We start from the raw sequence: 24,736 nt of genomic DNA on the forward strand, positions 1-24,736 counted from the left end.
CTACGCTTTGCATTGGCCGTTAACGCGAGGCCGCTTGCTCATGCATGCCGCGAGAACATTGCCGTCGCGCATCCATAACAAGTACTGCCAGTCTTGATCAACGCGCAGATTCTTCGGGGACGCGAGAGATAAAAGCACGCCAGGAGCCGGCGATGAGCATGCTGTCATGGTTGCTGAACCACCACCGTCACGACGATCGAAGCGATCACCAGCAGATGAAGCAAATGTTGGAGCGCGTCGTCGGAATGAGCCCTCCATTACGTTTCGCCCGGAATTATGAGGCGCGTCTGTTGCCCGCGTTGACTGAAGCCGTGCGTTACATCGAGCGGCTCACTGCGGAAGTTCCCGCTGCGCACGAGGCGACTGCTGCCGCATGGTCCAGCGATCCCTGCATTCACGCCTTCTTTACGACGCCGCAGGACGTGTGTGCCGCATTGAGTCAATCAGAACACTTGCGGAGTTACTTCGAGGAGCATGCGGAATTGCTTGAGGTATTCGCGGTGTTGGGCATGGCCTTGCATCAGAGGCAGGTGTTCGGCGTTGCACAGCACGGCGTAGCCACCCGATCGGATGTCGCTCAAACTACCGTCAGTTTCAGCGATCATCAGGTGCGCGTATGCGGCGCAACCGATGCAGAACTTCGTCAACAGATCGTGCTGCGACTGCTCGACCAGTTGATGTTGCAAGGCCTGCAAAAAATCGAAACCGACGAATCGCGGCGTAATGCCCTTCAGGAAGAGCGCGCATTGTTGAGAGCACGCCTAATGCTATTGGAGCGGCAAGCCGCTGGCGTGCAGTCCATGCTGGGAAGCAAAGCGCCGCCGAGCGTCGGCGAGATGGCGAGTGCCCAGGCGCAACTCGACCGGAACGAACAGGAACTGGCGAAGCTCGGTCTCAAGACGGAGACCATCGAGCGTGGACTGGGTCTGATATGCGAAGTACTGTCTTCGCCGGGGCCATACCTATGCGTGCAACAGAAAAAGCTGCGGCTAGACCCGATGAATATCGTGGCCGATGGTACGGATGGTACGAATGGAACGGGCGGTCGGGAGGCGAACGAGGTCGAGTTCACGGTCGTGCAACTGCCTGAGTCCGCCAACCTGACCCGTGCGTTTGCATTGCTGCGCTTCAAACGCAGTGATCTTCTCCCTGAACGGGATATGTTTGGAGAGGCGAGGCGGCTGCTGATCTGAGGCTGGGAAGCGCGTAACCCATTCATAGCGGATGAGTTATTGCGCTGAGTGCCGCTCGAGGTAATCATCGACGGCACTCCCCACGGTCGGATGAAATTGCGCATCGCCGAGCACATCGGACATTTCGAAACGTCTGAGCTTGTCTCGCACAGGATCCTTCATTTCCGCAAAGTGCAACTCAATGTCGCGCTTGCCTAGTGTTCGCGTCAGTTCTCTGAGCATGTCTGCCGAAGTCACATCGATGCTGGTGACAGGCTCGGCAGCCACTACGATTGTGCGCACGGGCGTTGGAGAGGTATCGACGGCTTCCAGCAGGCATTCCTGAAAAAGCTCGGCATTGGCGAAAAACAATGGCGCGTCCCAGCGGAATAGAAGCAGTCCCGGAATCCGCAAGGCATGCGGATAGCGCTCGATGTCATGGTAGCCGCGAAGGTGTTCCACGCGTCCGAGAATGGCATAGTGGGGGCGCCAACCGTCCCACAGGAACTCTATGACTGCGATCACAATTGCGATGCAGATACCGGGAATCGCACCGAAGACGGCGACGCCCACGAAGCAGACAATGGAAAGCCAGAACTCCCATTGCTGGATTCGAAAGATGCGGCCGAGGTCCGCAAATTCGAACAGGCCGAGGGCTGCGGCAATGACGACAGCGGCGAGCGCGCTATTGGGCAGGTAGCGCATCAGATTGGGCGCGGCGATCAGAAGGATTGCTACCGCCACCGCGCCGACAACACCTGTCACCTGCGTTCTCGCGCCCGCTGCTTCGGCCACGGGTGTTCGCGAAGAACTGCTGCTGATCGGAAAGCCCTGAAAAAAGCCAGCTGCTAAATTGGCCGCTCCCAAGCCGACCATCTCCTGGTTGGGATCCACATGTGTATGAAATCGCGCAGCGAAGGTCCGTGACAGCACGCTGGTATCCGCAAATGAAATCAGTGCGACCGCACAGCCGCCCAACAGAATCTTGATGGGATCGGCATCGCCGATCGATGGCAACGCGAATGACGGGAGACCTTGTGGGATCTTGCCGAGTACTTTGACGCCTCGGCTGTCCAGATCGAAAACGATAACGCTTAGCGTCGCGACCACGACGGCGATAAGAATACCCGGCACTTTGTCGAAGCGTTTTAGCAACAGTATCAGCGCGAGGCTTCCCGCACCGACCGCGAAGCTGTACCAGTTGGTTTTGCCGTCGACGATTGCGGCGCCAAGCGACAGCAGATCACGCAAGGGTCCGCGATCGTCGAAGGAAATGGCAAAGAGTTTGGGTAGCTGGCTGATCAGGACAGTCAGCGCAATGCCGTTCATGTAGCCGTATCGAATCGGCTTGGAGAGCAGTTCCGTAATGAAGCCGAGGCGGAGAAGCCCCATCACAATACAGAAGAGGCCAGAGACGATCGCCATCATGCTGGCTATCGCGATCGCGCGAGACGGGTCGCTGCCGGCGGTAGCAATAACGACGGCAAGAATCGGCGCGGCCAGCGCGGAGTCGGGACCGAGAACCAGAATCCGGCTGGGGCCGAAGACGGCATAAGCCAGTAACGGAACGATCGTCGCATAGAGACCGTAAACGCCAGGCACGCCGGACGCCTCGGCATATGCGATACCCACGGGTACGAGCATCGTGGTGAGCACCAGTCCCGCTGCGAGATCGTTAGGTAGCCAGTTGAGCCGATATGTCCGAAGCATCGTCAGACCGGGCAGCCAACGCAGCCATCGCCGCGCGGGCGCCGCAGTCTGTCCACCTTCCGGAACAGGATGGTCGGATTGCATTTGTCGGATGGTTGAGGAAAAAAGTCGCGATATTGAGTGTTCCGCACTGCCATTTCCGCATCAAGGATAGGCGAGTCAGTCGGGCACGGTGAATGGGACCATGGTCCAATATCTCCCGCAGCAGGCGATGCGTAGACAGGCGTTGACATGCATATTTACCGGTTACGAGTATTGACGCTCGTGACCGGCGGACCCGGTTTGCCAGCGCATGCAGTCCCGCGACGCAGCACGGTATCGGCAGCCGTTGACGGCAGCAAGCTTTGGCTCCGAGCGCCGCTTTTAAATAGATCGCGACATTAAGCAGAAATGCGCCCAGAATGAGGAGGAGAGCGGCCTCTTCGTGGCCGCCGAAACGGGGGAACAAAATGGCAAAAGGTCAACTGCGTAGTAACCGCGAGGCGAAAAAGCCAAAACAGCCGAAGAAGTCACCATCACCGGGAACGGATCTGTTCAGGACGCCTGCCTCCAAGTCTGCCGTACCGAGTGCGGTAGCGAAGAAAAAGTAACGACACGCGCACGTGGCGGGCAGCCGCTTTGCCCCATGTGTGTGCGCATTTCAACAAGGTGTACGAGAGCTAGTTAGAAGCAGCGTCGCTGCGATTTCGCGTGCACCTTTTTCCTGTTTTTGGCGAGTCACCATCAGCAGAATTGTTATCGCTGATCCGTCGCTCGATCCACCCGACCCACGTCACCGCCGGCACCCGGCATATCCAGCGCGCAGCGCGTCACGTGTTTTATCAATGAAAGGATGGTCCGATGAAACTTCGCGTGGGCTATGAGCTGGTCTATGAGTGCGCACAGCCGACACCGATGATGTTGATGCTGAACACACACTTTTCGCACGCTCAGGACGTGTTGTCCGCCGATCTTCTGGTTGTGGATCCGCCAGTGGCCATTACGCAGTATCGCGATAGCTTCGGCAATCTGTGCAGCCGCCTTGTTGCACCTCAAGGGGCGATCTCGCTTTCGACAAGCGCGCTGCTCAACGTCTCCGATCAGCCGGAGACGCGCGGTCCTTTTGACTATCAGCACGCCGTCGAAGCGCTCCCGGACGAGTGTCTCGCGTTCTTGCTCGGCAGCCGTTATTGCGAAACGGATCTGCTTTCCGACATTGCGTGGAAACTATTTTCCGGCACGCCACCCGGCGGTGCACGGGTTCAGGCGATTTGCGACTACGTGCACCGGCATATCGAATTTGGCTACGAATTCGCGCGCCCGACCAAAACCGCATTCGATGCATGGCAGGAACGCAAAGGCGTCTGTCGCGATTTCGCCCATCTGGCTGTGGCGCTGTGCCGTGCAATGAATATTCCGGCACGCTACTGCACCGGCTATATCAGCGATGTCGGCGTGCCGCCGCCCTGGAGCGCAATGGATTTTGCGGCATGGTTTGAAGCGTATGTCGGCGGCTCATGGCAAACCTTCGATCCGCGCAATAACGTGCCGCGTATCGGTCGGGTACTGATGGCGCGTGGCCGCGATGCCGCCGACGTGGCAATCAGCAACACGTTCGGCCCGACGAAGCTCATCAAATTCGACGTTCACTGCGCGGCGGAATGACGGGCGGTTCCGGCGCAGCCTGGAGCGAGGCGGTCGACACACGTTCGACACATGCTCGACGCCTCGCGGTGACATGTGTCGCCGGCCGAGTTAGCTGCCCCGATAAATGTCGCAAGACAAGCCAACGATACAAGGACCCCCGTCTCGCCCTCTGCCGCTTGCGGCGGAGCCGCCGGGTTGCGGTCCGAGAGAGTCGTACCCGGGTGTCGCTGCCGTAGGTTGCGACATTGCAGGTTGCGACATGGTCGTACCTGATCCGTCGCTATTCTGGACAGGCTGGCCAGTTTGCGAATACGCGAGACCCGATGCAGCGGACATTACCGTGGCAACCAGCATTGAAGATAAGGAAACTTTCATTTTTAACCTCAGTTTGAAGCACGATCCGGTATAGATCGATAGGATCACGAATCGAACCGTGTAGGTTGAATTACATACCTTCTTTTGACCCCTTTGTGCCGCAATTGCCTAATTGCGTGTCGATTGTAAGAACGGGCAGCGTCGCGGCTCAACTTCTAATGCTCCGCTTGCTGCTGGCCATAAGTCGACTCCCAACCACCGCCGAGTACCTTGCAGAGCGTGATGAGATCAGTGGCGGCGTTCGCTTTGCTGTGTTCAAGATTACTCTGAGCGTCGAGCAACTGCTTCTGCACGTTGAGCACGTCGAGAAAATCGACGGCCCCTGCTTTGTACCGTTGCCGTGCGATCGAAAGCGCACTCTGATTCAGGCTGACCACTTGTTTGAGCCGATCGTTGCGGCGCTGTTCGGCGTCGTACACGACAAGCGCATCGTCCACCTCGCGCCAGGCCTGCAGCACCGTGCGCTTGTAGACGATAGCGGCTTCCTGCTGTTGCGCCTCGCGCAAGTGCAGTGTTCCCTTCAGGCGGCCGCCCTCGAAGATTGGAAGCGTTATTGACGGCCCGATCACGAATTGACCCGACGCCCAGTCTGCGAGACTCGAAAGCTGAAGGCTCTGAAATCCCGCGCTGCCATTGAGCGATATGCGCGGATAAAAGTCTGCCTTAGCCATACCGATAGTCGCGGTCGCGGCGTGCAATTGCGCCTCGGCTCTCCTGATGTCCGGCCTGCGTTGCACCACTTCCGACGGAAACCCGATAGGTACCTGACGAGGCAACGCGGGAACATCACCGGCCTCGCTGAGCATCTGCTGTAGTCCACCCGGCTGCATTCCCAGTAACACGCCAATTGCATTGATCGTTGTTTCGCGGCTCGCCTCAAGAGTCGGAATGAGGCTCTCGATCGACTCTGCCTGCGCGGAAGCGTTGGCCACGTCCAGATTCGTAGTGACGCCTTCACGTACTCGCGTCTCTGTGAGCTTCGTGGCATCGCGAGCGATCGCAAGGTTCTGCTTTGCTATTTCCAGCAGAGCCTGAGTGTCGCGCAGCTGAACATAGTCTCGCGCAAGTTCCGCGCGTGCAGACAACAGCACAGCATTCCGGTCCTGATAAGACGCCTCGCTCATCGCGGTGGCGGCCTCCACGCCACGCCTTACTCGTCCCCAGAAATCGAGTTCCCACGACGCGTCGAAGCCGAACTGATAAAGGTCGTATGCCGGCGAGCCTTTGTCGCCAGGCAATGCCGCCACGCCGGTCGGCGAGGCACCGGAAGCAGACTGGGTTTGTGTTCCCGTGGGAGTAACGCCGAGCAACGAGAGGATGCCGTTCATGCTGCCACGCTCGCGGTTATATGAGGCGGCTCCATTGAGGCTGGGATATTCCTCGGCGCCGACGATGCGTCTCTCCGCCCGGCTTTGCAGCAGGCGAGCGGACGCCGCCGCTACATCGAGGTTCGCATCACCCAGACGTTCTTCCAGCGAATTCAGCGTGGGATCGTTAAGCAGCTTCCACCAGTCGGAGTTGAATTCCGACTCGACCGGGCGGCTCGCTGCTTGCGCGGACTGTGTTCGATTGAACACATCAGGTGCAGCGGCCTCTGGGCGCTCGAAGTTGGGCCCGACCAGACACCCGCTTAGCGCAAAGCACACCAACACAGCCAATGCCGGTGTACGGACGGAAAACTCGCGCGCGTTCATTTGAGGTCCGCCTCCTTCATCGACACATCGGCGGGTTTGCCGACAGCGACTTCAGTCTCGACAGAAAGCCCCACGCTCAATGCAGATGCCGCTTGCTGACCCGGGTCGATGCTGATCTTGACCGGCACGCGCTGCACCACTTTCGTGAAATTACCGGTCGCGTTGTCGGGCGCGATAGGCGCAAAGCTGACGCCGGTAGCGGGCGCAAGACTGTCGATATGGCCTCGAATAACGACGCCCGGAAAACTGTCGACCTTAATGCGCACTGTAGCTCCCGGGCGCATTCTTGCAAGCTGGTTTTCCTGAAAGTTCGCGACGACATATGCATCCGTAAGCGGCACGATGGCAAGAAGCGGGGCACCCGGCGTAATGAATGCGCCAACGCGTGCCGAACGTCTTCCGACCTTCCCGTCTATGGGCGCACGAATCTCCGTATAGGAAAGGTTCAGCTTTGCCTGCTCCAGAGTGGCCTGCGCATGCGCGAGGGCGCCGGCTGCTTTATCGCGCTGCGTACGCAGCACGTCGAGGTTTTGCTGGGTGGCGACGAGTACTGCGCGATCGCGCGACTGTTGTGCGAGTTGCTCGGCCAGTGCGCTCGATGCACGCTGTTGTTCCTGCGTCGTGCCCGCGCCGGTTTCGGACAGATTGCGATAGCGCGATGCATTTGCTTGCGCAAACTCGATGGCTGCTTCGTCCGAGCGAAGCGTCGCGCGGCCCTGATCGACGAGCGACGGATGTCGCGCAATCTCTGCGTCGTAGTTCGCAACGGAGGCTTTCGCGGCGGCCACGTCAGCCTCGGCGCTCATGAGCGCTGCCCGGAAGTCACGGTCGTCGATACGCGCGAGCAGTTGGCCGGCCTTCACCTGCTGGTTATCTGTGACCGGCACGTCAGACAACTGGCCTGCGATGCGTGACGCCACCAGAGTGAAATCGGCGGTGACATACGCGTCGTTGGTCGACTCGCTGCCGGGCTCGGCCCACAGCCATATACAAACAAGTGCAACGACGCAGGGAACCACCACATACGCGGCGAGCCGAAGCGTTTTCAAAGGGAGTCGGAAGACAGTTGACATATGTTCGTCGATCAGCGGGAAGAGGGAGGCGTGGTGCACCAGGGCGGATAGATACGCGTCGGTAACACGGGCACGAGAAGAAGCAGGGCTATCGCGATGCAGCCCATCACGCGATAAAGGTCCGCGGATGTCAGCACGACGGACTGCTCGTGAATACGATGCGCAAGTGCGGCGAGGAGGCCGTGATCTTCACCGACGCTTTGCGCTGTAATCAGTGCGCTATTGCCGAGCCGGTCAACGAGCATGCTCGAATGAAAGTGCTGGCGAGCGGTACCTAGCCCCTCGATGAGACTGGTCGCTACCACTCCTGCGAAAACCTTCACCGTGTTGAACATGGCGGATGCAAACGGGCCATCTGTTGGAGCGAGACCACCGGTTACGCCCATCAGGATCGAGAGGATCACCATGGGTTGTGCTGCAATTTGCAGCGATTGCAGCCAGTAGAAGTTATCGCGCACCCACTCTGACGTCATGAAGCTTCCCATGAAGCAGGTGACGCCCATCAGCGAAATTCCTACGGCGAGAATCCACCGGCGGTCGATCCGCTGGATGTTCAGAACGGCCGCAGTCAGAGGCAGCGCAATTAATAGAGGCAGTGCGACGAGCAGCGCCAACGGCGTCGTTTGAAGCGGCCGGTAGCCGTGTACTTTCGCAAGGTATTGGGACGGGATGACGGCGATGCCGGTCAGCAGGATCACGGCCCCCGCGAGCGTAAGAAGGCCGTGCGTGAAGTTTCTCCGGCCAAGTAGACGCAGGCCGAAAAACGGCAGCGGATGAAACCACTCGTTCACGATGAATGCGATCAGCAGCAATGCACCACCGCCGAGCATCACGCGGATAAAGCCGGAATTGAGCCAGTCCAGCCGGTCGCCCTGTAATAAACCAATGACCAGCATCGCAACTGCAGGACAGCCTGTCACGAATCCGCTCCAGTTGAACGATTTGAAGCGTTCGAGTTTGAGCGGCTCTACAGGAAGCCCTTGCTGGATCGCGATACAACTCAGCAGGCCTAGCGGCACGATCTGCCAGAAAGTCATCCGCCAGTTCACATATTCAGTCCACAGCGCGGCGAGAGGAATTCCGAGTGCCGGCCCGAAGGTTGCAGTCAATGCATAGCCAGCAAGTCCATAGAGCTTGATCTTCGGCGGAAGATAGCGCAGTGCTGCGATGATCAGCATCGGCGGAAGACAACCGCCGGCTATTCCCTGGAGTACTCGAAGCACATACAGCGTCGGCAGATTCGGTGCCAGCGGGCAAAGAAATCCGAACACCATGGTGGCCACTACCGCGCCGATCGTGAACCGCTTGAGCGTGAGCGTCATCGCGAACCACGGCGCAAATACCATCGTGGTCACGTTTGCAGCCTCGAAGAGAGCAGTCAGCCACGTTCCGTCGTCGTGTCCGATCGACAGCGCGCCGCGGATGTCCGTCAGCGCGACCGCCGTCACCTGCTCATTGACTATCGCCAGCAATGAGGAGAGAAGCATCCCAACCAACCCGATTGCGAGGCGAGGCGATAACGCAGATGTCGCAGCGTTCTTTGGAGCTGGACTGTCTGCTTCCCGTAAGGCGACCGGTGCCGACGAGCCGACTTCCTCCGGTTCTGCCGTTCCAGTTGTCCGTGGCGTTGCGATGTTCATGAGGTCTGCAGATCTACCAGAATGGTTGGGCTTTTGCGCCGGGCACCGGGATTGCCGACGCTCGGTAGTGTTAAATATCGAGCGGAATCGGCGTACAGGTCACTTCTTTCCCCTCGTAGTTCCGGCGCGTCCGTTCAACGTATTTCAGCGCCGCGGGACTACCGCATCGAGGTTGATTAATTCTAGGAGACCAACTGATCTTCATGAAAGACAATGGAGCTTGTGCATTTGGCCATTCCGTTTGCGAATCGGGCCAATGAGTCCGAGCGCCCTCATGCATGCGCGTGTTCTGGAATAGTCTCTTTCGATTCGACGAGCCAATCGACATGGGTTGTGCTGGAGACAGTACGAAGACGTGTAACTCGCCACGAAGCGTACGGTGGCCATTTCTGATCGTTTTTGGGCCAACGCAAGAATGCAGGCTTTCCAATGGCAAATACGACACCCATAGTTAGGACGAGCCGGCGATGTGCCGTCGCGCCATGCTTCTTCTGAAAGGTGCATCGCCATGAACCGTGTGCTGGTTTGCATGCAGCCTGATCTCTGGTGCGGAGAACGTGTGCAGCCGTAATGCTATTGACTGGAGAGGTGAGACATGAAATTTTCGGTGAAGAAAGACATTCACACAGACGACGTCCCGACCATTGAGCATGCAATGAAGATGGTCGACGCAGACGCCAAAGTTAGCGTGAACGTCGATGCAAAAACCGTGAGCGTCGATTCGTGGTTAATGCCGGAGGAGTTCCTCGTTGCTTTCGTTGACGAAGACTATGACGTGCGCATTGTCGAGGCATAGGCTGACGGTACTCGGGCGTATCGAGAGGCAGTGTAGAGCCGCCTCCCGATTCGCCCCGCGCGCTAGGCAGCGGGCTGCGCGTCGCTGAAGTATTGAGGTGCTTCACGGCGATCGAACATTCCATACTCGCGCACCACACGAATATGTCGCAAATGCACGTTGGCCGGCAGCGTGGCTCCTCGTTGGAACACCTGCGCGGCTTCTAGATCGCGCCATGTCAGCACCGCAATCACGTCGCCTGGCGTCATTAGCGCATCGAATACGTCCCACGCAACCAGACCGGAAGCCGCAAGGTCGAGTCCCATTGACTTCACAACTGCCTCTGCTCCTGCCTGTCTGAGCCACTCCGGCGCATACGTCGCAGCGAGTAACGTGACCGCAGTGCCTGCTCCTGTCTCAGTTACATCGAGACGTTGTTCAAGCAGCACTTCTCCCTCAGGCAGGCAAGTGTCCTCGACGACTTGTCCAATTCGCAGGCGATAGTCGGAAAACACTCGGTCGCGCGCTGCCTGTTGGACCTGATGATGCTTCGTCGTGGTGCGCCAGCGCACGAGGGACTTTTCATCGCGCCACGTTGACAGCGAAAGCAGCCACCCGTCGCGCGTCAAACTTGCATAGCGGTTGTTGTCGATAAAGCCCACGATCTTTTCGAGTTCTGGGCGTAGCATCTTTGCCATGCCGAGATACAGATCGAACTGTTCACGTAGAGGATGTACTTCGAGCATTGCAGAAAACATTCCGGACTCTTCCTTTGCTTAGCGATACGATTGACCCGCAGTCGGGCGATTGGCTGCATTGATTGTCCGTGACGCATCGAATTTACTGAAGCGCAAGCGCGCCCCATATTGGGCCAATAAGTTCGGCAAATTTGCCATTCCGCTGGCGCGTGTCACCACAGTCGCCGCGCGGAGACGAGCGTCTTCTTCCGTCAGACCAATAGTGCGGATGCGGGCATAGCTAGCACAGCGAACACTTTGTGCATTGCATCTGCGTCTTCCTTAAATAGCCTGCGCTCGGCCAATCCCGGTCTTCTTTGGGCCAAGGTGAAGAAACGAAGCATTCCGGTGCCTACAATCGCGAGGGGCGCAGCAGATGACCGATGGGGAGTTGAAATGGACAAATTGCGCGAGATGGAGGTCTTTGTAGCCATCGTCGATCGTGGCAGCTTTACGGGTGCATCGGAGAAGCTCGGAATGTCGACACCGGCGGTCTCACGGGCACTGAATTCGCTTGAAGCGCGGCTTGGCACGCAACTGCTCGCACGGACCACTCGCACGGTTCGGCCAACTGACGCAGGCGTCGGCTACCTCGATGCCTGCCGTAAGGTGCTGGACGCTATTACCGAGGCCGACGCGAATGTCGCTGCAGACCACCTGAATCCTGTCGGCACGCTGACGGTATCGGCGCCTGTTCTATTCGGGCAGCGGTTCGTCGCGCCCTTGATCAACGCGTTCGCGCTGCGCTACCCCGAGGTCAACGTCAATGCCGTGTATGCCGATCGCACGACTCGGCTACTGGAAGAAGGCGTGGATATTGCAATTCGTATCGGCCATCTTGGAGACTCGACGATATTTGCCGTTCCTCTAGGCACGGTGCGACGCCGGACCTACGCGGCGCCGGCGTACATTGCTGCGCATGGTGAGCCCAGCCATCCCAGGGACCTGATGAACCACCACTGTGTGTCGTTTACCGGCGTGTCCAGTCCGTTCGAATGGGTGTTCAACGAGAATGGATCAAGACTGCCGGTGCGGCTTCAGCCACGCATGATTGTCGACCTGTCTCCCGCCGCGGTGCTGGCGGCACTCGATGGCGTAGGCATCACTCAACTGCTCTCGTATCAAGCGGCGCCAGAGGTGCTCGATGGCAAGCTGCGGGCTCTCCTGACGGCGTTCGAACCCGAGGCTGTGCCAGTGAATCTGCTGCACATCGAGCGGCGGGGCGCGAGCGGCAAGGTGCGCGCGTTTGTGGATTTCGTCACCGAGAGCCTGCGCAGCAATCCGCACCTTCAGGACGAAGACGCAACGGCCACGTAAAGTTCGCGATAGGCACTCACCAGCGAATCGAGGCTATATGCACGATTGAGGCCACTCGGGTTAGGCAGCACCCATGCGCGCGCACCGCCGAATCTATCGGCCTGCAATCCCCATTGGATATCGCGCCTGCCGGACATTGCCGAGATCGCCATCTTCCCGAGAAAGGCAACATACCGCGGCGCATACCGTTCGATTTTGCGCTGGAAATCAGATGCGGCCGCTTCTATCTCCAGTCGCGAAAGCTCGCCTGCTCGCGCAGTTGGACGCGAGACCGCCGTGGTGAGTCCACAACCATAACGGAGCAAAGTACAGTCGTCTTCAGGACGAATCTGTTGCGGAGTAAAGCCTGCGAGGTGCACCGTCTGCCAGAAGCGGTTGTTTCTACCCTCGAAGTGGTGACCTGTCGCTGCAGCACGCATGCCAGGATTTATTCCACAAAATATCAGCGACAAACCTGGCTCGAGAACATCCGGAAGCGATTGAGCGTCGATTGCGCAACTCACGAATAGCTCGCGCTTTGAGCCGCCACCAGCATGCCGCTGCCCGTATCTGTCCGCGGGTGCGACTCGACCGTGCCGCGGAATCGTTGGCGATATTGTTTTGGCGTGACATTGAGTCGACGGGCGAAGGTGGTACGCATTTGCGTGGCACTGTGAAAACCGCACTTGAATGCGACGGTTTTTAGCGGAGCGTCCGAGTCTTCGAGCAGCTTTCTCGCCGTATCTACGCGAACCTGTTCGACAAACGCCGAAGGCGTGACCTTCGCATACTTGGCGAAGAGGCGGGAGAAAGTGCGTCGGCTGACCGAAACAGCGGTGGCGAGCTGTTCGATCGAAAGAGTGTCGGTTATATGCTCGGTCACATACTGATGCACTTTGCCGATAATCGGATTGTCATCCTTGCCGGCGCCGATGTAAGGGCTGTACTGCGATTGACCGCCTTCCCGCTGGATATATACAACAAGGCGTTTTGCGACACGCACCGCCATTTCGTGTCCCCAGTCTTCGGCCACGAGCGAAAGACAAAGGTCGATTCCCGCTGTCACGCCAGCAGATGTAAACAGCCGGCCGTCACGAATGAAAATCCGGTCGGGCTGCACGCAGGCCAGAGGGAAGTCGCGCGCGAGGCGGGCGGCTTCTGCCCAATGGGTCGTTACTTGCTTGCCGTCGATCAGTCCCGCGTGTCCCAGCACAAACGCGCCGTTGCACACCGAACCGAACCGTGCCGCGCCATATGCCTGCGTTTGCAACCATTTCAAAAAGTCGTCCGTTGGCTGGTAATCGGGCAGGGTCGGTCCTCCCGCGACGAGAACCATATCGAACTGGGCGAGAGAATCGGCAAAAGCCGATGGCACGGAAAGTTGCATCCCGTTGGAGCATGTCACGGTGCCGGCTTTGCTTCCGACAAGCGACACCTCATAGCGTTGATGCTCGGAGAGATTTGCATTCGCTTCCGCGAATACATCGAGTGGGCCTGCAACGTCCAGTGCCTGCACACCATCGAATACGACAATGGCGACTTTCATGCCGTGACCTTCATCAAATAGGAATGCGCTTCCGTTACCAGCATGGGCCGACGCTCCTTGATGGGGGCGCCATGCAACGCGATAAGCGACGGCAACGAGCGATGGCTTAGCTTACAGCAACCGCCACATGCGGCGCCCGCCGTAACCGTTAAATGACTTTTGCGTCAGTGTAAAGAACGGACAAAAACTCACGGCAACGCCGGCGGCACGAAGTGGCCCAAATTCCGCGCTGATTGGCCAGGTATCGCGGGTTCTATGCATTCCGGGGCGACGTCGATTGGTTAAAGTTGATTTGAAGGATCGATCTAGTTGAGTGCACTCGCGGAGTAACGGCGCATGCGTGTCGGAATGATGGTGTATTCAGGTTTTCAACTGCTCGAGGTGAGTTGCCCAATGGACGTGTTCCAGGAAGCGAACCGTGTATGCGGCGCCGCCTTCTACGAGCAGCACGTTGTCGGGCCGCGTCCCGGGCCGGTTACATGCTCGAACGGCACCGCGGTGGGCACCACAGCATCTCTGCGCGATTTGCAGACATCGTTCGACATTGTCATGGTGCCCGGTTCTCCGGCGACAGGTTCGGAGCGCGAGCACCGCGAACTGGTGAATTGGCTAACGAACGCTGGACGCATCGCGAGAAAGATCGCGTCGGTATCGAACGGTGCTTTTCTCGTGGCGCGCGCGGGTCTTGCGAACGATCGCTGGCTGACCACGCGTGAGTGCGACGCACAGCGTCTTGCAAGCGAGTATCCATCGGTACACGTTGTAACGGATCAAATCTGCTTGAAAGACGGCAACCTTTATTCGTCGGGCGGCGTGAGTGCCGGTATCTATCTCGCGTTGGCTCTCGTCGGAGAAGATCTGGGCGAGCACATCGCCGGCGACGTTGCGAAAGCACTATTGCGTCCAGGCATTTGAACCGAAGCGTGTACCGCAAGGTGCTGGAACGACCGCGTTTCCTTTTTCGCAATGCCACGGCGTTCCGGTGGCCCGGATGTGTTCTCTTTTGGCCCGTAGAGCGCCTGCATCGTTGAGCGTGCTGTTTCGAACATTGGCAGAATCGTCTTCATGTTCTTCCGGTCCATCGCCGGTAAGACCTGGCCGTCGATCCCAAGGCGGTTCTCCACACGAGTCAGCCATGACCACCAATCTGAACGTTGCTTCACAAGTCTGTCCGGCACCAACGCTTCCCGGCGAAGCAATGTCGGGCGCCGACATTATCCTGCGCGTACTTGCGGAGCAGGGCGTCGATACGCTATTCGGATATAGCGGCGGCGCGATCCTGCCGACTTACGACGCAGTGTTCCGTTTCAACGAATCACACGCCGCACGCCCTGAACGCCAGATCAAATTCGTCGTGCCGGCCAACGAACAGGCGGCGGGTTTCATGGCGGCCGGCTATGCGCGCGCGAGCGGAAAAGTAGGTGTGTTCATGGTGACGTCCGGGCCTGGCGCGACCAATGCAGTCACGCCGATCGCCGACTGTAACGGCGATTCGATTCCCGTCGTCCTCATATGCGGGCAGGTGCCGCGTGCGGCAATCGGCAGTGACGCTTTCCAGGAAGCGCCGGTCTTCAACATCATGTCGGCCTGCGCCAAACAGGTGTTTCTCGTCACCGACCCCGCCAAACTCGAACAGACATTGCGCACGGCATTCGAAATCGCGCGCACCGGCCGCCCTGGTCCGGTCGTGGTAGATGTGCCAAAAGACATCCAGAACTGGGTCGGTCAATATCGCGGGCAAGGCACCTTGCACTTTCGCGGCTACTCCGACCGGTTGCGATTGGTGGCTAACGGTTCTCGTCTTGACGAGCAAAAAGGCGCCCAGTTCTTCGATCTCCTTGGACAAAGCGAGCGACCGCTCCTGTATGTGGGCGGCGGTGTTATCGCGGCAGGCGCAACGGCCGAACTGCGTCAGCTCGCGGAGCGTTACGAGATCCCGGTCGTGACGACGTTGATGGGCCTCGGCGCGATGCCAGCGCAACACCCGCTATCGCTCGGCATGCTCGGCATGCACGGCGCCGCCTGCGCGAATTACGCCGTTGAAGATTGCGACTTCCTGATTGCTGTGGGCGCACGATTCGACGACCGGGTCGCGGGCGGCCGACCGGACATGTTTGCGGCAGGCGCGCGACACGTCGCACATATCGACATCGACGAGGCGGAGATCAACAAGGTCAAGCGCGCGCATTGGAGTCACATAGGCGACGCGAGGCAGGCATTGCGCGCATTGATGGAGCACGAGTCCGTTGCTTTGTCGTCCGCCCTATGGATCGGATGGGTGACGGAACTGAGGCAGCACCACGGCATGAACTATGACCGCAGCAACCCGCTGATTCAGCCGCAGCGTGTGATTGAAAAACTCAGCGAAATCACAGGTGGCCGCGCGATCATCAGCACAGGTGTAGGCCAGCATCAAATGTGGACCGCACAGTTCTACCAGTTCACCGAGCCGCGAAGCTTTCTTACCTCGGGCAGCATGGGCACGATGGGATACGGTCTGCCCGCCGCAATCGGCGCTCAACTGGCGCGGCCTGATGCGCTGGTTATCGACATCGACGGTGACGGCAGTATCCGCATGAACGCTGGAGAACTCGAAACGGCCAGCACGTACGGCGTTCCAGTAAAAGTCTTGCTGCTCAACAATCGCGGTGACGGGATGATTCGCCAGTGGCAGCGTCTCTTTTACGAAGGACGTACTTTCGTGAGCGACAAGGCTCTTCATCGCAAGGACTTTGTGATGGCGGCGCGCGCGGACGGCTTCGAGTTTGCCTGTCGCGTCGAAACACCGAGCGAACTCGAAGAGAAACTGAAAGCATTCGTGGCGTTCGAGGGACCCGCTTTTCTGGAAGTGATGATCGATCAGAACGCCGACGTATTTCCAATGGTAGGTCCGGGTCAAAGCTATTCGAACATGATTACAGGGCCGTTCATACCGTCGCGATCCGATCCGGAACCACGAAAGGAAGGGGCGGTGCGCCTTCAGGCTGCGGACATGTTCTGAGCATGCTTTCGATGCTTTCTATTTCCATTCCGGGCAAAACGCCATGATTGATGTCGACCTGATTCACAAGGCGCTAGCCAATCCCTTCCGGCGGCAGATTCTCGCGTGGTTGAAGACGCCGGACGAAGTTTTTGCACAGGGTCACATCGATTTCAGTCATGGCGTTCCACCGAACGCGATTCATGCGCGCAGCGGATTATCGCAGTCCACGGTCTCGGCGCACGTTGCAAGCCTGGTACAGGCGCAGCTTGTGGTTCCGACGCGAGTGGGCCAGTGGGTCTTTTTATCGCGCAATGAAGAGGTGATCGGCGAGTTCGCCAGACAGGTCAGCTTACATTTGTGAATGCGGCGCGCGGCGCACCGCGTCTCTTCTCTTCGTCGAAATCGTCCGGTGTTCTTCACAAATCGTCCTATGCTGGAAGTCGAGACAAGGGTTGGACAATTGCAAAGGCACAGTCTTCGCTTCAGGTTCGATGCGTGGCATTGACCCTGTCTCTTTGCCCGACCGGAGTACCCGGCTTCGGGACCTGTGCGGCACCACTCAATGCGGAGGTATCGTCATGATCGAGCCTTGCGATTTCCGGCTCAAAAGAATTGCGCTGAACCACGGAGGCGGCTCCATGCCCGCAATCGGCTTTGGCACGCTGATCGCCGATGCGGCCATCACGATAAGCGCCACGAAAGACGCGCTGGAAGCGGGCTATCGGCACTTCGATTGTGCGGAACGCTATCGCAACGAGCGCGAGGTGGGCGACGCGTTACAAGCGGGACTTGCAGCGGGTGGAATCGCACGCGAAGACATCTTCGTGACCACGAAGCTATGGAATTCGAATCATCGTCCGGAGCGCGTCAAACCGGCTTTCGACGCAAGCCTTGAAAGGCTTCGACTCGACTATCTGGATCTTTATCTCATTCATACGCCGTTCGCATTCCAGGCGGGAGATGAGCAGGATCCCCGAGACGTAAATGGAAACGTGCTTTACGACGAAGGAGTGACCCTGCTCGATACGTGGCGGGCGATGGAAGATCTGGTCGACGGGGGAAGATGTCGCGCGATCGGTCTGTCCGACATTGGCCTCGATGATCTGATACCGCTCTATGAATCGGCAAGAATAAAGCCGGCCGTGGTTCAGGTCGAGGCGCATCCCTATCTTCCAGAAAACGAACTCCTGGAGTTCTGCAAGAAGAAAGAGATCGTGTTTCTGGCGTTTGCCCCGTTAGGTCACGGAATTAGACCCGGGCCGCTCGAAGATCCCGTCGTTTCACGAATTGCCGCGCGGATTGGCAAGACGCCTGCACAGGTACTGCTTGCATGGGCGGTGCAGCGTGGTACCGCCGTCCTGACGACGCCGAAGACCGCCGCCCGTGCGCGCGAGAATTTCGACATTTCAGCTCTTCCCGCTGACGCCTTTGACGAGATCAATCGCATCGAAACCAGGCAGCGGTTCAACCAGGTCGTGAAGACCGGCAACCCGGGATTTATCCCGCGCATTGAATGAGGTTGCGATCTGGCGCAGTGCTGGCCAGAAACGAGCGTGGAATGCCCCGAAACCGTCGAAGCGAGCGCGTCAGTCATAACCCTTAGAACCTGAACTGTTCTCATCAGCGGTCAGGAGACTGCTGGTCCTGGCGGGCAGACACGGTTATGACTTCACTCGCGCCCCAAGCGCACGAATCTATCCAGGTGATGATCCTCATCTCCAAGCTGATGATCGATCATCACAAGCCGCTTCGCGTAATGAGCGAGTGGCAACTCCCACGTCATGCCTATGCCGCCGTGCAGTTGAATGCACTCTTGCGCGACGAGTGCGCCGATCCTGCCGATGCTGTACTTCGCCGCCGACACCGCGCGCTCCCGCACCGTGCGCTGCGCACCGAGCGCCGCTGCCGCGTTGATTACCGCTGAACGCGCCTGCTCGATTTCCAGCAGCATGTCGGCCATTCTGTGCTGCAGCGCCTGGAAGCTGCCTATCGCCACGCCGAACTGCTTGCGCGTGCGCAGGTAGTCGAGCGTGTAGTCTTTCGCGACATCCATCGCGCCGACGGCCTCCGCACACAACGCAAGCACACCACATGCGATCGCATACTCGAGCGTCGGGAAGCCCGCACCTTCCGCGCCAAGCAGCGATTCTTCGCCGAGCTTGACATTGTCGAACGTGACTTCGGCCGCGCGTCCGCCGTCGATCTTCGGATAGCCGCGCACGCTGACGCCTGCTGCGTCCCGAGGCACGAGAAAGAGCGATATGCCTTCCTCTGAGTCGTCGTCGCCGACGGTCCGCGCGGACACGAGGAAGAGTGCAGCGTGCTCACCGTGCTGCACCACCGCTTTAGCGCCGTTCAATTGCCACGTGTCGCCCTCGCGCTGGGCGCGCGTGGTGACACGCGAGAGTTCGTAATGGCCGCCGGGTTCACCATGCGCGAGTGCGGCGATACGCGAGCCGTCGATCAATTCGCCCAGCAGAGCGCGTTGCGCGGCGTTGCCGCTTCGTGCGACGGCCTGCCCCACACTAAGCGTATCGAGGAACGGTTCGACCACGAGGCCGCGGCCCAGGCTCTCGAACACCACCGCAATATCGAATCCGCCGCCGCCAAAGCCGCCGTTCGCTTCATCGAAGAGGGCACCGATAATGCCTAGCTCTGCAAAACGACTCCACAGTTCAGGGCTAAAGCCTTGAGGCGAGCGGGCGATCCTGTCGCGCGTCTCGAAGCGGTACTGCTCGCTGACGAAGCGGTTCAGCGTATCCGCAAGCATGCGGCGATCTTCGGTGTGCTGGAAATTCATGACGTGCGTCTCCTACAGTCCGAGGATCATTTTAGAAATGATGTTCTTCTGGATTTCATTTGAGCCGCCGAAAATCGACAGCTTGCGGTTGTTGAAATACATCGAAGCCGCGCTCGCCGCTTCTTCGGAACCGACCGGTGCGCCTTGATAACCGTCGTGCAATGCTTCTTCGATGAACGGCTGCGCATACGGCCCCATCGCGCGGCGCGTCAGCGACGAGATTTCCTGGCGAATCTCCGTGCCGCGAATCTTCAGCATCGAACTCTCGGCACCCGGCACGCCTCCGCCCGCTACTGCCGCGATCACGCGCAAGTTGGTCGTCTTCATGTTCTCCAGATCGATTTCAACGCGTGCCATGCGCGCCGCGAACGCCGGATCTTCGCAAAGCGGCCGGCCGTTGCGCTGCTGTTTCGCGGCAATCTTGCGCAGCCGGTTGAACGCCGCGACGGAGAACCCGACGCCCGCAATATTCGTACGCTCGTACGTCAGCAGATATTTGGCGTACGTCCAGCCCTTGTTTTCCTCCCCGACAAGGTTCGTAGCCGGCACTCGCACGTCGGTGAAAAATACTTCGTTCACTTCATGCTCGCCATCGAGCGTGATGATCGGCCTCACTTCGACGCCCGGCGCTTTCATATCGATGAGCAGGAAGCTGATGCCTTCCTGCTTGCGTACGTCGGTTGCGGTGCGCACGAGACAGAAGATCATGTTCGCGTAGTGGCCGAGCGTGGTCCAGGTCTTCTGGCCGTTCACGAGGTAATGCTCGCCGTCCGCGTCGACGCCGCGCACGGCAGTGGTCTTGACCGAAGCGAGATCGGACCCTGCGCCGGGTTCGGAGTAGCCCTGGCACCACCAATCGGAACCATCGAGAATACGCGGCAGCCAATGCCGCTTCTGCGCTTCATTGCCGTATCTGATCAACACCGGTCCGAGCATGTTGACGCCGAACGGCACGATGCGCGGCGCTCCGGCCAGCGCACATTCGTTTTCAAAGATGAACTTATGCACTGCGGTCCAACCCGGTCCGCCGTATTCTGCCGGCCAGTGATTCGCAAGCCAGCCGCGCTCGTTCAGAATCGCATGCCACCCGGCCATGTCGTCGCGCGTGAGGCGCCGGCCGCCATGCACCTTGTCGGCGAGGTGCTGTGGAAGCTTGTCGCGCAAGAACGCAAGCACCTCTTCGCGGAAGGCTTCTTCTTCAGGGGTGAAGTTCAGATCCATGACTGTTCCTTCGTGATGTTCAACGGCTGCGCGGAAAAGCGAGCCGCTTCATGCCGTGTGATTGAGGCTCGCAAAATCCGCGCCGCGCTCGACCAGATCAATCAGCAGGGGCGAAGCTCGCCAGAACAATGGGTCTTCTTTCGCAAATTCGCGGATGTCCGCGAGAATGCGCGGCAGGCCGACCATGTCCGCATATTTCATCGGGCCGCCGCGATAGCGCGGGAAACCGTAGCCGTATAAAAAGGTCACGTCGACGTCGAGCGGTCGCAGCGCAATCCGTTCGTGCACGACGTTCGCTCCTTCATTGATCATCGCGGCCATGTAGCGGCGAATGATCTCGTCGTCGGAGAATTCACGCGGCGTGATGCCGGCTCGTACACGCTCGGCATCGATGATCGCCTCGACTTCCGGATCGGGCTGGCCGCTGCGCGATCCTTCGGGGTACAGATAAAAGCCGCGCCCCGTCTTTTGACCGAACCAGCCTCGCTCGCATAGACGGTCGGCAATCTGCACATAGCGCGCCGCCGGATTGCGCGTCGCTGCGCGCCGTTTGCGCGCTGCCCAGCCGATGTCGCCACCCGCGAGATCCACCACCTGAAACGGTCCCATCGGGAAGCCGAACCCGCGTACCGCTGCATCGATCTGATAGGGCGAGGCGCCGTCTTCCATCATTGCGTCTGCGGCACTGCGATACACGGCGAGAATGCGGTTGCCAATGAAGCCGTCGCACACGCCTGCGCGTACCGGCGTCTTGCGCAGCTTTTTGGCAAGCTCGAATGCGGTGGCGACAACGTCGGCGCTGACGGCTTTCGGCACGACTACTTCAAGCAGCTTCATGATGTTGGCCGGCGAGAAGAAGTGCAGACCGATCACATCGGCGGGGCGCGAGATGCTGGCTGCAATCGCGTCGATGTCCAGATACGACGTGTTGGTTGCGAGCACGGCGCCCGGCTTGCACACGCGATCGAGTTCGGCAAACACGGCCTGCTTGACCGACAGATCTTCGAACACCGCCTCGATCACGAGATCCGCGTTGGCGAGTGCATCGTATGAAGTACTGCCGGTCCAGCGCGCCATGAGTTGGGCCTTTTTCTCGGCGCTCATGCGGCCCTTCGCAATCAGGCCGTCATAGACCTTTTCGATGTGCGCGCGGCCCCGGGCGAGCGAAGCTTCATCGCGCTCGATCATCGTCACGGGCAGGCCCGCGTCGAGCACTGCGACGGCAATGCCCGCACCCATCGTGCCGCCGCCGACGACGCCAATCGCGTTCAGCCCACGCGGCTTCGTGTCGCGCGTCTCGGGCGCTTTGAGCACTTCGCGCTCCGCAAAAAACGCATGAACGAGGCCCGCACGCTGCGGACTGTCGAGGCATTCGAGAAAGAGTTGGCGTTCGCGGCGCAAGCCGTCTTCGAAAGGCTGTGCGATCGCCGCTTCGACTGCATCGACGATTTTTAGCGGTGAAAACAGACCACGCGATTTTTTCGCGGTCTCGGCGCGTGCCGTAGCGACTGCGGCGAGGCTCGAGGCCCGGTCGTTCAACGCAGTGGCGTCACGGGTGCGCCGCACTGGCGCATGACCCGCAAGCAATTCGTGAACATAGGCGAGCCCTTCCGCGAGGATGTCGTCGCTGCTGCCAAGCCGGTCGACGAGCCCTAACGCCAGTGCTTCCTGCGCGTTTGCATGGCGACCGCTCAACATCAGGTCGAGCGCCGCCTGAGCGCCGATCAGGCGCGGCGTGCGTTGCGTGCCGCCCGCGCCGGGCAGCAACCCGAGTTGGACCTCGGGCAAGCCGAGCTTCGCCCCGTCTACGGCGAGCCGGTAGTGCGCCGCGAGCGCCACTTCCAGACCGCCGCCGAGCGCCGCACCGTGAATCGCCGCGATGACGGGTTTCGTACACGCTTCAATGCGGTTGCATACGTCCGGCAACGACGGCGGCACCGGTGGCTTGCCGAACTCGCGAATGTCCGCGCCGGCGATAAAGTTGCGGCCCACGCCGACGATCAACACGGCTTGCACGGAAGGGTCGCTGTCGGCGGCTTCGATCGCGGCGAGCAGTCCGCGCCGCACGTCGGCGGAGAGCGCGTTGACGGGCGCGTGATCGATCGTGACGAGCAGCACCTTGCCACGCAATTCGCGTGTCACGACGTCGGTTGAAGTGGTGAGGCTCATGGCGTTTCGTCTCCTGGCTGATTGTCTGGGCGCGTAGGCGGCATCCCGCGCCCGCGAATTGTGCTGATTGTGGAGTGGTCAAGGTTCATTGACAATCACATGAACGATTGACAGACTGTCAAAATATCTTTGACAAAAGGCGCGGTTGTGGACGTCCATTCGCTGACTTTGCTGGTGGAGATACTCGACGCAGGTAACCTGAGCGAGGCGGCGAGGCGCCTGAAAATGAGCCGCGCGAACGTGAGCTATCACCTGAACCAGCTGGAACGCTCGGTGGGCTTGCAACTCGTCCGGCGCACCACGCGTCGCGTCGAGCCCACGGAGATCGGTCTTCAGCTATATGAGCATGGCCGCGCGATTCAGAACGCGCTACTGGCCGCGCGCGAATCGGTAACGACGCTTGGGCAAAGCCTGCAGGGGCGAGTGCGCCTGAGCGTGCCGAGCGGTTATGGGCAACTCGTCATGTCGGAGTGGTTGATCGAGTTCAAGCGTCGCTATCCGGGCATCGTTCTCGATGTGTTGTTCGAGAACCGCGTGGAAGACCTGATGCGCGACGAAGTGGACATTGCCGTGCGGGTCATGTCCGAGCCACCGCAAAATCTCGTGGCACGCGACATGGGGCCGGTCAGGTACGTTGCCTGTGCATCGCGCACGTTCGCGGAAAGCCACGGCATGCCCATGCAACTAGACGATCTGCGCACCACGCCGTTGATTACGGCGGCGGTCGTGGGCCGTCAGTTACGCGTTGCCGCCTATCTCGGTGACGAACGGCATGAGGTGCTGCTCGAACCGACGATCATCTCCGAGAACTTTCTGTTTTTGCGGCAAGCGGTACTTGCAGGACTTGGCGTCGGCATCTTGCCGGATTATGTGGTGCAGGATGATCTGAAACGCGGCGATGCCGTCACCACGCTCGACGAATGGCGTTTGAGCATCTTCGGCACGAACATGTACATGCTTTACATGCCGAACCGGCACCACACTCGCGCCGCGGCGACTTTCATCGAGTTCATTCTGGCGCAGGCGCGAGCAAGCGGAAGAGGCGGCGCTTCGTAGCCCGCGCTTCATAGCCCGCGCTTCATAGCCCACGCTTTGTAGCCCACGCTTCGTAGCCCGCGCGTCTTCGGCGGACCACAATTGTCCCTTCATGTAGCTCTCGCGAGTATGCTGTGAAAAAGAGCGCGCACGCGCCGTGCGACAGTACGCCACGAACTTGAAGAACGTTATGAACGTCGTGAACGTCAGCGGAGACCGGAATGAAGTGGACAATCGCATTTCTCGTCGTGCTCGCAAGCATCATTGTCGCGATGCTGATCGCGCGCCTGCCCACCGAGCAGGCTATTCGCCTGGCTGGCTATGCGGCGACGGCAGCGCTTGCTGCGCTCGTGAGTTACGTGATCCGGCGGCGCGGCAATCGCGCGCGTAAAACGAGGCGCGTGGGCTAGGCGGCGCCGAGCTGAGTGCTTGCAGCGGGCCGCATGGTACATGCTACGATGCTCCGCTCATTGCGCAGCATGTCGGAGAATCAGATGCGTCCAGAGAATGCCGCCCGTTTCGATGAAGAGTTCGCGCCTCGCATTGCCGGGGCCATCGCCGCGTGCTTCGCTACCACCGTGCACACGGAAGTACTGCCGTACGAAGGCCCTGGCCATCCTACGCGCCTGCGCATTCATGCCGCACCGCTAGAGCATATCGCCCAGTTTGAGCATCCGTTGAATCTATATCTCACGTGGGACAGCGACGAGATCGAGAGGCTCATGAAAGAAGAAGGCCAGGCGCGTTTCTCTCGCTATCTGGCCGCGCTGCCGCGAAAGCTGGCGGCGTGGCATCATGCGCGTGACCTCGATTTTCTTTCGCACACGCAGGCCGATCCGGTGGCACTGATCGGCGGGCTCGACTTCGAGTCGTGAGCCCGCGCC

The 24,736-nt window shown here is 59.5% G+C and carries 21 protein-coding genes; 11 read left to right on the forward strand and 10 right to left on the reverse strand.

Annotated features, from left to right (window positions below; genetic code table 11):
• Positions 1 to 152 precede the first annotated feature (152 nt).
• Positions 153 to 1,193 (forward strand): hypothetical protein, encoded by a 1,041-nt coding sequence (locus SB753_RS07095; protein ID WP_410799730.1) that lies wholly within the window; start codon positions 153 to 155, stop codon positions 1,191 to 1,193.
• A gap of 36 nt (positions 1,194 to 1,229) precedes the next feature.
• Here SB753_RS07095 and SB753_RS07100 read toward each other — a convergent pair whose 3' ends face one another.
• Positions 1,230 to 2,966, reverse strand: coding sequence for a SulP family inorganic anion transporter (locus SB753_RS07100; RefSeq protein WP_087751260.1), 1,737 nt, complete (start codon positions 2,964 to 2,966; stop codon positions 1,230 to 1,232).
• Between the two features lie 756 nt (positions 2,967 to 3,722).
• Between SB753_RS07100 and SB753_RS07105 the strand changes: the two genes are divergently transcribed.
• On the forward strand, positions 3,723 to 4,526 hold the full coding sequence (locus SB753_RS07105) for a transglutaminase-like domain-containing protein (protein ID WP_088174838.1): 804 nt from the start codon (positions 3,723 to 3,725) through the stop codon (positions 4,524 to 4,526).
• Between the two features lie 512 nt (positions 4,527 to 5,038).
• On the opposite strand, the gene SB753_RS07110 is transcribed toward SB753_RS07105, so the two are convergent.
• Genes SB753_RS07110 through SB753_RS07120 form a run of 3 tightly spaced genes read right to left on the reverse strand, consistent with a single transcriptional unit; the run spans position 5,039 to position 9,137 of the window.
• On the reverse strand, positions 5,039 to 6,577 hold the full coding sequence (locus tag SB753_RS07110; protein WP_410799732.1) for an efflux transporter outer membrane subunit: 1,539 nt from the start codon (positions 6,575 to 6,577) through the stop codon (positions 5,039 to 5,041).
• Complete coding sequence (locus tag SB753_RS07115) at positions 6,574 to 7,650, reverse strand: HlyD family secretion protein (RefSeq protein WP_410799734.1); 1,077 nt, start codon at positions 7,648 to 7,650, stop codon at positions 6,574 to 6,576. Before SB753_RS07115 ends, SB753_RS07110 begins: the two co-directional genes overlap by 4 nt.
• Before the next feature lie 11 nt (positions 7,651 to 7,661).
• Positions 7,662 to 9,137 (reverse strand): MFS transporter, encoded by a 1,476-nt coding sequence (locus tag SB753_RS07120; protein ID WP_410799736.1) that lies wholly within the window; start codon positions 9,135 to 9,137, stop codon positions 7,662 to 7,664.
• Between the two features lie 748 nt (positions 9,138 to 9,885).
• On the opposite strand from SB753_RS07120, the gene SB753_RS07125 reads away from it, so the two are divergent.
• Positions 9,886 to 10,086, forward strand: a complete 201-nt coding sequence (locus tag SB753_RS07125; protein ID WP_020065378.1) for a hypothetical protein — start codon at positions 9,886 to 9,888, stop codon at positions 10,084 to 10,086.
• Positions 10,087 to 10,148: 62 nt separating this feature from the next.
• On the opposite strand, the gene SB753_RS07130 is transcribed toward SB753_RS07125, so the two are convergent.
• Entirely contained in the window at positions 10,149 to 10,823 is a 675-nt protein-coding gene (locus SB753_RS07130) for an antibiotic biosynthesis monooxygenase family protein (RefSeq protein ID WP_410799738.1), read from the reverse strand.
• 375 nt (positions 10,824 to 11,198) lie between these two features.
• Between SB753_RS07130 and SB753_RS07135 the strand changes: the two genes are divergently transcribed.
• On the forward strand, positions 11,199 to 12,119 hold the full coding sequence (locus SB753_RS07135; protein WP_410799740.1) for a LysR family transcriptional regulator: 921 nt from the start codon (positions 11,199 to 11,201) through the stop codon (positions 12,117 to 12,119).
• Here SB753_RS07135 and mug read toward each other — a convergent pair.
• Together mug and SB753_RS07145 are read right to left on the reverse strand one after the other, a co-directional pair.
• Positions 12,092 to 12,622, reverse strand: coding sequence for a G/U mismatch-specific DNA glycosylase (mug, locus tag SB753_RS07140; RefSeq protein WP_410799742.1), 531 nt, complete (start codon positions 12,620 to 12,622; stop codon positions 12,092 to 12,094). The two genes, SB753_RS07135 and mug, sit on opposite strands and share 28 nt — an antisense overlap.
• Positions 12,619 to 13,644: a GlxA family transcriptional regulator gene (locus SB753_RS07145; RefSeq protein ID WP_410799743.1), complete on the reverse strand. Its 1,026-nt coding sequence runs from the start codon at positions 13,642 to 13,644 to the stop codon at positions 12,619 to 12,621. The genes mug and SB753_RS07145 overlap by 4 nt, the downstream gene beginning before the upstream one ends.
• 336 nt (positions 13,645 to 13,980) lie before the next feature.
• Here SB753_RS07145 and SB753_RS07150 point away from each other — a divergent pair, with 336 nt between their 5' ends.
• The 4 genes from SB753_RS07150 (at position 13,981) to SB753_RS07165 (ending at position 18,144) form a co-directional block, all read left to right on the forward strand.
• A complete protein-coding gene (locus SB753_RS07150) occupies positions 13,981 to 14,559 on the forward strand; it encodes an AraC family transcriptional regulator (protein WP_410799745.1) in 579 nt (192 codons plus the stop codon).
• Positions 14,560 to 14,779: 220 nt separating this feature from the next.
• Positions 14,780 to 16,645, forward strand: a complete 1,866-nt coding sequence (gene ilvB / locus SB753_RS07155; RefSeq protein ID WP_410799747.1) for a biosynthetic-type acetolactate synthase large subunit — start codon at positions 14,780 to 14,782, stop codon at positions 16,643 to 16,645.
• Between the two features lie 43 nt (positions 16,646 to 16,688).
• Positions 16,689 to 16,988: a helix-turn-helix transcriptional regulator gene (locus SB753_RS07160; RefSeq protein WP_310065533.1), complete on the forward strand. Its 300-nt coding sequence runs from the start codon at positions 16,689 to 16,691 to the stop codon at positions 16,986 to 16,988.
• Positions 16,989 to 17,205: 217 nt separating this feature from the next.
• Complete coding sequence (locus tag SB753_RS07165; protein WP_410799749.1) at positions 17,206 to 18,144, forward strand: aldo/keto reductase; 939 nt, start codon at positions 17,206 to 17,208, stop codon at positions 18,142 to 18,144.
• Between the two features lie 152 nt (positions 18,145 to 18,296).
• Here the strand turns inward: SB753_RS07165 and SB753_RS07170 are convergent, their stop codons facing one another.
• The 3 genes from SB753_RS07170 to SB753_RS07180 are packed head-to-tail and all read right to left on the reverse strand — an operon-like array spanning position 18,297 to position 22,817.
• Positions 18,297 to 19,427, reverse strand: a complete 1,131-nt coding sequence (locus SB753_RS07170; protein WP_410799751.1) for an acyl-CoA dehydrogenase family protein — start codon at positions 19,425 to 19,427, stop codon at positions 18,297 to 18,299.
• A gap of 12 nt (positions 19,428 to 19,439) precedes the next feature.
• Positions 19,440 to 20,648 (reverse strand): acyl-CoA dehydrogenase family protein, encoded by a 1,209-nt coding sequence (locus tag SB753_RS07175; protein ID WP_410799753.1) that lies wholly within the window; start codon positions 20,646 to 20,648, stop codon positions 19,440 to 19,442.
• A 48-nt stretch (positions 20,649 to 20,696) separates the two neighbouring features.
• Positions 20,697 to 22,817, reverse strand: coding sequence for a 3-hydroxyacyl-CoA dehydrogenase NAD-binding domain-containing protein (locus SB753_RS07180; protein WP_410799755.1), 2,121 nt, complete (start codon positions 22,815 to 22,817; stop codon positions 20,697 to 20,699).
• A 147-nt stretch (positions 22,818 to 22,964) separates the two neighbouring features.
• Here SB753_RS07180 and SB753_RS07185 point away from each other — a divergent pair, with 147 nt between their 5' ends.
• From SB753_RS07185 to SB753_RS07195, 3 genes are all read left to right on the forward strand, one after another.
• On the forward strand, positions 22,965 to 23,873 hold the full coding sequence (locus tag SB753_RS07185; protein WP_410799756.1) for a LysR family transcriptional regulator: 909 nt from the start codon (positions 22,965 to 22,967) through the stop codon (positions 23,871 to 23,873).
• 200 nt (positions 23,874 to 24,073) lie between these two features.
• On the forward strand, positions 24,074 to 24,262 hold the full coding sequence (locus SB753_RS07190; RefSeq protein WP_088174822.1) for a hypothetical protein: 189 nt from the start codon (positions 24,074 to 24,076) through the stop codon (positions 24,260 to 24,262).
• Between the two features lie 84 nt (positions 24,263 to 24,346).
• Positions 24,347 to 24,727, forward strand: coding sequence for a DUF5594 family protein (locus tag SB753_RS07195; protein ID WP_410799758.1), 381 nt, complete (start codon positions 24,347 to 24,349; stop codon positions 24,725 to 24,727).
• The last annotated feature ends 9 nt before the right edge of the window (positions 24,728 to 24,736 follow it).

This window comes from Paraburkholderia sp. SIMBA_053 (genome assembly GCF_046534895.1).
Lineage (GTDB): Bacteria > Pseudomonadota > Gammaproteobacteria > Burkholderiales > Burkholderiaceae > Paraburkholderia > Paraburkholderia caledonica.